The organism is Dyella sp., assembly GCF_035508675.1.
Classification (GTDB): Bacteria; Pseudomonadota; Gammaproteobacteria; order Xanthomonadales; family Rhodanobacteraceae; genus Dyella_B.
Genome location: NZ_DATJMN010000022.1, coordinates 1 through 10091 on the forward strand (window position 1 = coordinate 1; position 10091 = coordinate 10091).

The window sequence follows — 10091 nt, forward strand, 5'->3', positions numbered from 1 at the left end:
TCTTGGCTTAAGTTAGTGCCATTAGGCTTAAGTTCGGAGCATTGGGGCTAGGGTGGGGTGCGAGCGCAGCGAGCGGCAGGAGCCCCATTCCTTCCATACATCTCATCAGGACATTCAGCTGCATGCTAAAGCCCAAGCAACCCCGCCCCAGCCCTCCCCTTGCTTGCAGGGGAGGGAGCAGATCACCGCGAACAACAAGCTTCTTGGCTTAAGTTGGCGCCATTAGGCTTAAGTTCGGAGCATTGCCCCCCCGGATCAAGTCCGGGGCAGGCTCTACTGACGCAGGGAGGGAATAGTTTCCCGCGATGATCCACATGCCCGCTTCGCTATGAGAGCAAGTTATAGAAGTACCCTAAAGCGCCTGGCCGGTACGACGAGCAAAAAACACAGCAACTGAGACTCGACGCTAATCAAGTGCAAGCAGGGGAGGGCACCGTTTGTCGCGATGATCCAGATACCCGCTTCGTTTGAGTGCCCTAAGCCTGCGCCTGCTCCAGCATCTTCTTCGCATGAGCCCGCGTTTCGCGCGTGATTTCCACACCACCAAGCATGCGCGCCAGCTCATCGCGGCGGCCTTCGGTGTTTAGCACTTCAATACGCGTGTGGGTGGAGCCGCCAGAAGCGTGCTTGCTCACACGCAAATGCGCATGGCCTTGTGCGGCCACCTGCGGCAAATGCGTCACGCACAGCACCTGGCAGCGTGCACCCAGCGCGCGCAGTTTCTGGCCGACCACTTCGGCCACCGCGCCACCGATGCCGGTATCCACTTCGTCGAACACCATGCAGCCGATGGTGTCCTTGCCCAGCGTGGCCACTTCGATGGCCAGGCTGATGCGAGCGAGTTCGCCACCGGAGGCGACCTTGCGCAAGGGGCGGGGGGGCTGGCCGGGGTTGGCGCTTACCAGCAACTCGCAACGCTCGCGGCCTTGCGGGTCGGGGTCGTTGTTGTCGGACGCTTCCAGGGCCACTTGCAGTACGCCGCCGGCCATGCCGAGTTCGCCCATCAACGCGCTCACTTCCTTGCCCAGCCGCTTGGCGGCGGTCTGCCGGGCCTTGCTTAGGGCTTCGGCGGCCTTGTCGTAATCGCGCTGCACTTGTGTGCGCTGCGCGTCGAGCCGTTCGAGCGCATCGCCAGCGTTTTCCAGTTCGGTCAGTTCGTTCTGCACGGCGATGCGCCTGGCGTCGAGTTCGGTGACGTGCAAGCGATGCTTGCGCGACAGCTCGTGCAGGCGCGTCAGGTGCGTGTCGACTTCGGCGTAGCGTTCCGGATCCAGATCCACATCCTGTGCGTAGCGGCCAAGACCGTCGACGGCTTCGTTGAGTTGGATCTGCGCGTTGTCGAGTAACTCGAGCAGTGGCGCGAGGCGATCGTCCAGCGTGGCAAGCCGGCTGAGTTCTGCATGGGCGCGGCCCAGCGACGAGCGCAGTGCAAATTCGCTGTCGCCGTCGAGCAGATCGACCACGCCGGTGATGCCTTCGGTGAGCTTGCTGGCGTTCGCCAGGCGCTTATGGCTGCTTTCCAGCTCGGCCAGCTCAGCGGCAGGCAGCGCCCATTTTTCCAGTTCGGACAGTTCGTGCCGCAACAGTTCCAGGCGATGTTCGCGATCGTCGCCGCCGGCCAGTTTGCGGATGCGCGCGCCGAGCTCGCGCCATTGCTGGGCCAGGTCGCGCACCTGCGCGACGCGCGCTTCGTTTTCGGCGTAGGCATCGAGCAGGTTCAGTTGATGGGTGCGTTCCAGCAGCGCCTGGTGTTCGTGCTGGCCGTGGATTTCCACCAGTAGCGCGGCCAGTTCGCTCATCTGGCCGATGGTGGCGGGGCGGCCGTTGATCCAGGCGCGTGAGCTGCCTTCGGTGCGAATCACGCGGCGCAGCTGGCAGGTGCCGTCTTCGTCCAGTTCCTCGCGCGTGAGCCAGTCGCGCGCTTCGGGCAGGTCGGCCAGATCGAATTCTGCCGCCAGCTCTGCGCGATCGCTGCCGGCACGCACGATGCCGCTGTCGGCGCGTGCGCCGGCCAGCAGCATCAAAGCGTCCACCAACAAGGACTTGCCGGCGCCGGTTTCCCCGCTGACGACGGTCAGGCCGGGGCCAAACGCAAGATCGGCTTCTTCGACGACGGCGAGATGGCGGACGTAAAGGGAGGTGAGCATGGGGTACGGTTGGCAGTGGTCGTACGAATTGTAAGTGGGAACGTCGGGTAGGGAACGGGGACAGGAGGCGAGCTTGACCTTCCCCGTCGCCCCGCCCCGTTCCCCGCTTTGGGGCTTCCTTGCTTTCTTCCTCGGCAAACCTTATTTCTTAGCCGTCTCACGGATTGCCACAGCGCATGTCTCGCCACCCAGGTCATGAACTCGATGCTCGCGCACGGCGGCTGTTGCGCACGCTGATCGCGCAGTATCTGGCCGATGGTGAACCGGTCGGTTCACGTACGCTGTCGCGTTCGTCCGGGCTGGATGTGAGCCCGGCGACCATCCGCAACATCATGGCCGACCTGGAAGAGGCCGGCCTGGTAGCCTCGCCGCATACCTCGGCTGGGCGTATTCCTACGCCACGCGGGTTACGCCTGTTTGTCGACAGCCTGATCGAATTGCAGCCGCTGCCGCGCGACGAGATGGTGCGGCTGCAGCGCGAACTGCCGCCCGGCCCGACCACCGTGCGCGACCTGGCCGGCAACGCCTCGGCCCTGCTGTCGGCCATGACGCATTTTGCCGGGGTGGTGATGGTGCCGCGCCAAAGCGATTTCCCGCTGCGCCATATCGATTTTGTGCCGCTGCCCGATGCGCGGGTGCTGGTGATCCTGGTGTTTTCCGACAATCAGGTGCAGAACCGGGTTATCCAGTTGGCCAAGCCGCTGGAGGCGAGCGTGCTGGAGCAGGCGGCCAATTACATCAACGAGCATTTCATCGGCCTGCGCATGGACGACATCCGTGCGCACCTGCTGCGCGAAATACGCGAAGCCAGCAGCGAGTTGCATCAGCTGCTTTCCAGGACGGTGGAACTGGCCACCGCATCGTTCGCGCCACAAGACGAGGACGTGCTGGTCAGCGGCCAGACCAACCTGATGGCCTATGCGGAACTGGGCAACCTGGAGCGCTTGCGCGACCTGTTCGAGGCGTTCCAGAAGAAGAACGAATTACTGCAGCTGATGGAAACCTGCGCCAAGGCGCCCGGCGTGCGCCTGTTTATCGGCGAGGAATCGGGCTTCGCCGCACTCGACGGTTGCAGTGTGGTCACCGCCAGCTATGGTGCACAGGGCCGGTTGTTGGGTGCGGTCGGTGTGATCGGCCCCACCCGGATGGCTTACGATCGCGTGATTCCGGTGGTGCAAGCCACCGCCCGCCTGCTCAGCGACGCCTTGAATCGGGCAGCGACAGCCCTATAAAAGCAGGTTGGGAGGCGGGTTCACCCGCATATTTTAGTGATGGTCGGCAGCCTTGCCGGCCCAGGACGATGTTTGGAGTCATTCATGCACAACAGCGATTCGCAGTCGCCTAACGAAATGCCTGAAACGGCAGCGCAAAACGCCACTTTGAGCGATGAGCTGGAGGCCCTGAAGGCCAAGCTGGCCGAGCTTGAGGCGAGCAACAAGGAGCTGCGCGAAACCGTGCTGCGCGAAAAGGCCGAGCTGGAAAACCAGCGCCGCCGCCTGCATCGCGACTTGGAGCAGGCGCGCCGTTTTGCCAACGAAAAGCTGCTCAACGACCTGCTGCCGGTGTACGACAGCCTGGAGCGGGGCCTGGCCGTGGAAGGCGGCGACGTGGCGGCGATCCGCGAAGGCCTGAACCTCACCTTGAAGGAGTTGCTGCGCATCGCCGGCAACAACGGCCTGGTGCAGGTCGATCCGCTCGATCAACCGCTCGACCCCGAGCGTCATCACGCGGTGAGCATGGTGGAAGCTCCCGGCAAGTCGCCCGGCACCGTGGTGGCCGTGCTGCAAAAGGGCTATGTGCTGAATGATCGTTTGTTGCGTCCCGCATTGGTGTCAGTAGCCAAGGACGACTGAACGACGGCCGTAATTCCAGAACTGCAGGGTTTACTTGGCATTGAACGCCTTTCGCCAAAGCCCCATCTGACAACCATTCGCGGCGAGGGGCCGCATTCAAAGTTTACGGAGCACACATCATGGGCAAAATCATCGGCATCGACCTGGGCACGACCAATTCGTGCGTGGCCATCATGGACGGCAGTACCGCCAAAGTGATCGAGAACTCGGAGGGCGATCGCACCACGCCATCCATCGTCGCGTTCACCAAGGACGGCGAGGTGCTGGTTGGCGCCCCCGCCAAGCGTCAGGGCGTCACCAATCCCAAGAACACTTTCTACGCGGTGAAGCGCCTGATTGGCCGCAAGTTCACCGATGCGGAAGTGCAGAAGGATATCCACATCGTGCCGTACGGCATCGTCGCGCACGAGAACGGTGACGCCTGGGTGCAGACCTCCGACGGCAAGAAGATGGCGCCGCCGGAAGTGTCCGCGAAGGTGCTGATGAAGATGAAGAAGACTGCCGAGGATTACCTCGGTGAAGCGGTCACCGAGGCGGTGATCACCGTGCCGGCCTACTTCAACGACAGCCAGCGCCAGGCCACCAAGGATGCCGGCCGCATCGCCGGCCTGGACGTGAAGCGCATCATCAACGAGCCGACCGCGGCTGCGCTGGCCTACGGCCTGGACAAGAAGGGCGGCGACCGCAAGATCGCGGTGTACGACCTCGGCGGTGGCACCTTCGACGTGTCGATCATCGAGATCGCCGAAGTCGACGGCGAAAAGCAGTTCGAAGTGCTGGCCACCAACGGCGACACCTTCCTGGGCGGCGAAGACTTCGACAAGCGCGTCATCGACTACCTCATCGAAGAATTCAAGAAGGACCAGGGCATCGATCTCAGCAAGGATCCGCTGGCGCTGCAGCGCCTGAAGGATGCCGCCGAGCGCGCCAAGATCGAGCTATCGTCCTCGCACCAGACCGAAGTGAACCTGCCGTACGTCACGGCGGATGCCTCCGGCCCGAAGCATCTGAACATCAAGCTCACCCGCGCCAAGCTGGAAGCGTTGGTGGAAGACCTGGTCAAGCGCACCATCGAACCGTGCCGCACGGCGCTCAACGATGCCGGCCTGCGCGTATCCGACGTCAGCGAGGTGATCCTGGTCGGTGGCCAGACCCGCATGCCGAAGGTGCAGGAGGCGGTGAAGGATTTCTTTGGCAAGGAGCCGCGCAAGGACGTCAACCCGGACGAAGCCGTCGCCGTGGGCGCGGCCATCCAGGGCGGCGTGCTGGGTGGTTCGGTGAAGGACGTGCTGCTGCTCGACGTCACCCCGCTGTCGCTGGGTATCGAGACCATGGGCGGCGTGATGACCAAGCTGATCGAGAAGAACACCACCGTGCCGACGAAGGCCTCGCAGGTATTTTCCACCGCCGAGGACAACCAGACTGCGGTGACGGTGCACGTGCTGCAGGGTGAGCGCGAGCGCGCTTCCGGCAACAAGTCGCTGGGCAAGTTCGACCTGGCCGGCATCGATTCCGCGCCGCGCGGCATGCCGCAGATCGAGGTGACCTTCGACATCGATGCCAACGGTATCCTGCACGTGTCGGCCAAGGACAAGAAGACCGGCAAGGAGCAGCGCATCGAGATCAAGGCCGGTTCCGGCCTGTCCGATGAGGAAATCCAGCGCATGGTGGCCGACGCCGAGACGCACCGCGAAGAGGACAAGAAGTTCCAGGAGCTGGTGAGTACGCGCAACAAGGCCGACCAGCTGGTGCACGCCACGCGTAGCGCACTGAAGGAGCACGGCGGCAAGGTGCCGGGCGCGCAACTGAGCGAGATCGAAGGCGCGCTGTCGGATCTGGAGAAGGTGAAGGACGCCGAAGACAAGGCCGCCATCGAAGCCAAGATCCAGAAGCTGGAGCAGGTGGCGCAGTCGCTGTATGCCGCGGCGCAAGCCGGCCATGCCGATGGCGGCGCTGGCGCCGGCCCGCAGCACGGCCCGGGTCCGGGCGGTTCTGCCCAGCCGGACGATGTGGTCGACGCCGAATTCACCGAAGTGAAGAACGACGGCAAGTCGTCGTAAAGTAACGCCAGAAAGACGAGCGCCATTCCCTGGCGCTCGTTTTTTTAGAGCCTGTTTGGTGCCTGGGCGTGGTTCGCATCGCCGCCAAGACGTCAGGCAGGCTTCTTAGCAGGAGGGGCGATGGAAAAGGGGCGGCTCGAAGCCTTCAGCGATGGCGTACTCGCCATCATCCTCACCATCATGGTGCTGGAGCTGAAAGTACCGCATGGCGACGGCTGGCAGGTTTTGCTGCCGCAGTGGCCGGTGTTCCTGAGCTACGTATTGAGCTTCATCTACGTAGGCATCTACTGGAACAACCACCATCATTTCCTGCATGCTGCCGAGAAGATCAATGGCCGTGTGCTGTGGGCGAACCTGCATCTGTTGTTCTGGTTGTCGCTGATGCCGGTGACCACCGGGTGGATGGGTGAGAATTACTTCGCGCAGGTGCCGGTGGCGTTGTATGGCTTTGTGCTGCTGATGTGCGGTCTTGCCTGGCAGCCGTTCCAGCGCAGCCTGATCGCTGCCAATGGCGGTGCGTCTTCCTTGCTGGCGCAGGCGGTGGGCGCCGACTGGAAAGGTTGGACTGCCGTCGCCATGTATTTGTGCGGCATCCTGCTGGCGTTCGTGGCGCCGTGGGTGTCGTGTGTTCTTTATGCCACGGTGGCAGCGATCTGGTTCATTCCCGATCGGCGCATCGAATCGCGGATCATGAAATGAGCAAGCGTGACTATTACGAAATTCTGAGTGTCGACCGCACGGCGGACGAAGCGGAGCTGAAAAAGGCCTTCCGTCGCCTGGCGATGAAATACCATCCCGACCGCTGTCCGGACGATCCGCACGCGCAGGAGAAGTTCAAGGAGGCCAAGGAAGCCTACGACGTGCTGTCCGATACGCAGAAGCGCGGCATGTACGACCAGTACGGCCATGCGGCTTTTGAAGGCGGCATGGGTGGTCGCGGCGGTCAGGGCGGCTTCGGCGACATGGGCGATATCTTCGGGGACATCTTCGGCGATATTTTCGGTAGCGGCCGTTCCTCGCGCTCGCGCCGCGGCGCGGATCTGCGCTACATCATGGAGCTGGATCTCGAAGAAGCCGTATTCGGGGTCGAGAGAAAGTTCGACATTCCCACCCAGGTCAATTGCCATCACTGCAATGGCAGCGGTTCGGAGGACGGCAAGACCGTCAGCTGCCGTACCTGCAACGGCCACGGCCGCGTGCGCATGCAAAACGGCATTTTCTCCATCCAGCAGGCCTGCCCGCATTGCGGCGGCAGCGGCCGGGCCATCGAAAAGCCCTGCAAGAAGTGCCATGGCGAAGGGCGCCTGGAGGAAACACGCACCTTGTCCGTGCGCATTCCGGCCGGTGTCGACAACGGCGACCGCATTCGCCTGGCCGGGCAGGGCGAGGCTGGGCCTGCCGGTTCCGAGGCGGGCGACCTCTACGTGGAAGTGCGTGTGCGTGAGCACGCCATTTTCCAGCGCGACGGCAGCAACCTGTTTTGCGAAGTGCCGATCCGCATTTCACAAGCCGCGTTGGGCGCGGAATTGCAGGTGCCTACGCTGGATGGCGAAGTGGCCATCACCATTCCACCGGAAACGCAGACCGGACAGCAGTTCGTCTTGCGTGGGCGTGGCGTGAAGTCGGTACGCGGCGGTCGTACCGGCGACCTGGTTTGCCGGGTCATGGTGGAAACGCCGGTGCGCCTTACCCGCGAGCAGCGCGAACTGCTGGAAAAGCTGGAAGCCACGTTTGCCGACGACGATGAGCATTCGCCGCGCGCCAAGGGTTTTATGGATGGGGTGAAGCAGTTCTGGTCGCGGGTGACGTCCTGAGCGATTCTCACCTGGCGTATTGAGCTTCATACTCGGCACCAAAGTGCGTCATTCCGGCGAACACCGGAATGACGATCCGCGCTCGACGCGGATCTTATTTCGAGCCTCAACGTTCAGGACATCGCATGACGCCAGCCATCCGCCTAGCCCTCAACGGCGCCTCCGGCCGCATGGGGCGCGCCTTGCTCGCCCTGGTGCGCGAAGACAGACGCTTCGAGCTGGTCAGCGCGTTGGTGTCGTCGATTTCGACGCATCACGGTGCCCTCGTTTTTCCGGAATCTTCCGCGTCTTTGCGTTACACCCGCGAGTGGGGCGTGGTGGCTGCGAGTGTCGTCATCGATTTCAGTGGCCCGGACGGCCTCGCGGCCGCGCTGGATTACTGCACGGCACATCGCGCTGCGCTGGTCACCGGCACCACCGGCCTCGACGCGGCGATGCAAACCAGGTTGCATGAAGCCAGCCAACAGATTCCGCTGCTGCATGCGGCCAATTTCAGCCTCGGCGTGGCCGTGCTGACGCGCTTGCTACGCGACGCCGCCGCGGCACTTCCCGATTGGGATCTGGAAATTGTCGAGGCGCATCACGCCCGCAAGGAAGACGCGCCGTCCGGCACCGCGCTTGCGCTGGGGCATGCGGCTGCCGAAGCGCGCGGTACGCGCTTGGCCAACGATGCCGTGTACGTACGCGAAGGCCGGCCGGGCGCGCGTCGCAGCGGCAGCATCGGCTTCGCGGTGGTGCGTGGTGGTGACGTGGTGGGTGAGCACACGGCGTTATTGCTGGGCCAGGGCGAGCGAGTGGAGCTGAGCCATCGGGCGACCGATCGCTCGATCTTTGCGCGCGGAGCGCTTGAGGCCGCCGCCTGGTTGGCCGGAAAAGAGCCGGGTGCCTACAGCATCGACGACATGCTGCAAGAGCGCCTGCAGGAACCGCCCATCCTGTTGTGAGGCTTTTGCAAAGCTTGTAGCATTCGCGCCACTCACTGTCATTGGGGAGTAGCCATCCTCATGCATCGGCCCGCAGGCCTGCATGCATCGAGGAATCCGCGTCAACAGACTTGAAGCCACGGCTTCATGGCGCGGATGGTTATCGCAAGCACTGCGTTTGCGATGGTCCGGCGAGACCTTTGGCCACGACGTGCTCACCCGGCCGGGCGAGCGACGCGCGTGCGCCATCGGTTTTTCGCTCGCCCGGTCCGGAATCTTTCATGCTGATCACGGCTGTGCTGTTCCTGCTTTCCGCAGCGGCCATCTATGTGGCCTGCGAATACTTCGTCAACGGCATCGAGTGGTTGGGGAAAAAGCTGCGTCTGGGCGAGACCGCGACCGGCACCGTGCTGGCGGCGTTCGGTACGGCGTTGCCGGAAAGCGCGGTGACGTTCGTGGCAGTCGTGATGGGGCGCACCGCCGATGTGCGCGACATCGGTGTCGGCGCAGCGATGGGGGGCCCCTTGGTGCTGGCGACGATTGCCTATGCCACGGTGGGGATTGCGCTTTGGTGCCATCGCGGTCGGCTAGGTCGTGCTGACGGCCGCGTGCAGGTCAAGCATGCGCGATTGGCGCGCGACCAGGCCTGGTTCCTCTCGATCTTCGTGGCGAAATGTGCGCTCGGCTTGATCGCCTTCGTCTTCAAGCCGTGGCTGGGCGTGCTGTTCCTGCTGGCTTACGCGCTTTACGTGTGGCGCGAGTTGAAAGACGAGCACGAGGTATCCGATGCCGAGCCACTGGAGCCGTTGAAGTTCCAGCCACGCGCAACCACGCCGTCCATGCTGGCCGTGTCGCTGCAGGCGGCCCTGTCGTTACTGGTGATTGCCCTAGCATCGCATGTCTTCGTTTCGCAGATCGAAGTCATCGGCGTGGCGATGCATCTTCCACCGCATGTGGTGGCGCTAGTGCTGAGCCCGGTGGCCACCGAGCTGCCGGAAACGCTCAACGCGCTGATCTGGGTGCGCCAGGGCAAGGAGCGCCTGGCGCTGGCCAATATCTCCGGCGCCATGATGATCCAGGCCACCATCCCCAGCGCCTTGGCGATCTTCGCCACGCCGTGGTTGTTCGACCTGCCGCTGATCGTGTCCGGCCTGCTCACCGCAGTTGCCATCGGCTATCTGTGGTGGCTGTTCCGGCGCGGTCGGGTGGATGCGCGCCGGCTGTTGCCGGTGGGGCTGCTTTATGGCGTGTTTGCCGCGTTCGTGGCGTGGCACTTCGCCCGCTGAGCGGAAAG

8 protein-coding genes and 1 riboswitch are annotated in these 10091 nt (G+C 63.5%); of the genes, 7 read left to right on the forward strand and 1 reads right to left on the reverse strand.

What is annotated here, in order from left to right; genetic code table 11:
• Window positions 1–476: 476 nt before the first annotated feature.
• On the reverse strand, window positions 477–2147 hold the full coding sequence (recN, locus tag VMA74_RS01325) for a DNA repair protein RecN (RefSeq protein ID WP_325364048.1): 1671 nt from the start codon (window positions 2145–2147) through the stop codon (window positions 477–479).
• A gap of 176 nt (window positions 2148–2323) precedes the next feature.
• On the opposite strand from recN, the gene hrcA reads away from it, so the two are divergent.
• The 7 genes from hrcA to VMA74_RS01360 all read left to right on the forward strand — a co-directional run bounded on the left by hrcA (window position 2324) and on the right by VMA74_RS01360 (window position 10083).
• Window positions 2324–3379 carry a heat-inducible transcriptional repressor HrcA gene (gene hrcA, locus VMA74_RS01330; protein ID WP_325364050.1) on the forward strand — a complete coding sequence of 352 codons (1056 nt, stop codon included), beginning with the start codon at window positions 2324–2326 and terminating at the stop codon, window positions 3377–3379.
• A gap of 84 nt (window positions 3380–3463) precedes the next feature.
• On the forward strand, window positions 3464–4000 hold the full coding sequence (gene grpE / locus VMA74_RS01335) for a nucleotide exchange factor GrpE (RefSeq protein ID WP_325364052.1): 537 nt from the start codon (window positions 3464–3466) through the stop codon (window positions 3998–4000).
• A gap of 119 nt (window positions 4001–4119) precedes the next feature.
• Window positions 4120–6060, forward strand: a complete 1941-nt coding sequence (dnaK, locus tag VMA74_RS01340) for a molecular chaperone DnaK (RefSeq protein WP_325364054.1) — start codon at window positions 4120–4122, stop codon at window positions 6058–6060.
• A gap of 120 nt (window positions 6061–6180) precedes the next feature.
• On the forward strand, window positions 6181–6759 hold the full coding sequence (locus tag VMA74_RS01345) for a TMEM175 family protein (protein ID WP_325364056.1): 579 nt from the start codon (window positions 6181–6183) through the stop codon (window positions 6757–6759).
• Entirely contained in the window at window positions 6756–7874 is a 1119-nt protein-coding gene (gene dnaJ, locus VMA74_RS01350) for a molecular chaperone DnaJ (protein ID WP_325364058.1), read from the forward strand. The genes VMA74_RS01345 and dnaJ overlap by 4 nt, the downstream gene beginning before the upstream one ends.
• Before the next feature lie 125 nt (window positions 7875–7999).
• Window positions 8000–8818, forward strand: a complete 819-nt coding sequence (gene dapB / locus VMA74_RS01355) for a 4-hydroxy-tetrahydrodipicolinate reductase (RefSeq protein WP_325364060.1) — start codon at window positions 8000–8002, stop codon at window positions 8816–8818.
• A 31-nt stretch (window positions 8819–8849) separates the two neighbouring features.
• A riboswitch (yybP-ykoY riboswitch) is annotated at window positions 8850–8987 on the forward strand.
• A gap of 91 nt (window positions 8988–9078) precedes the next feature.
• Entirely contained in the window at window positions 9079–10083 is a 1005-nt protein-coding gene (locus VMA74_RS01360; protein ID WP_325364062.1) for a sodium:calcium antiporter, read from the forward strand.
• The last annotated feature ends 8 nt before the right edge of the window (window positions 10084–10091 follow it).

Excerpts from the sequence above, each read along its gene's own strand:
- recN (WP_325364048.1), bottom strand. The coding sequence starts at position 2,147 with ATGCTCACCTCCCTTTACGTCCGCCATCTCGCCGTCGTCGAAGAAGCC.
- hrcA (WP_325364050.1), top strand. The coding sequence starts at position 2,324 with ATGTCTCGCCACCCAGGTCATGAACTCGATGCTCGCGCACGGCGGCTG.
- grpE (WP_325364052.1), top strand. The coding sequence starts at position 3,464 with ATGCACAACAGCGATTCGCAGTCGCCTAACGAAATGCCTGAAACGGCA.
- dnaK (WP_325364054.1), top strand. The coding sequence starts at position 4,120 with ATGGGCAAAATCATCGGCATCGACCTGGGCACGACCAATTCGTGCGTG.
- VMA74_RS01345 (WP_325364056.1), top strand. The coding sequence starts at position 6,181 with ATGGAAAAGGGGCGGCTCGAAGCCTTCAGCGATGGCGTACTCGCCATC.
- dnaJ (WP_325364058.1), top strand. The coding sequence starts at position 6,756 with ATGAGCAAGCGTGACTATTACGAAATTCTGAGTGTCGACCGCACGGCG.
- dapB (WP_325364060.1), top strand. The coding sequence starts at position 8,000 with ATGACGCCAGCCATCCGCCTAGCCCTCAACGGCGCCTCCGGCCGCATG.
- VMA74_RS01360 (WP_325364062.1), top strand. The coding sequence starts at position 9,079 with ATGCTGATCACGGCTGTGCTGTTCCTGCTTTCCGCAGCGGCCATCTAT.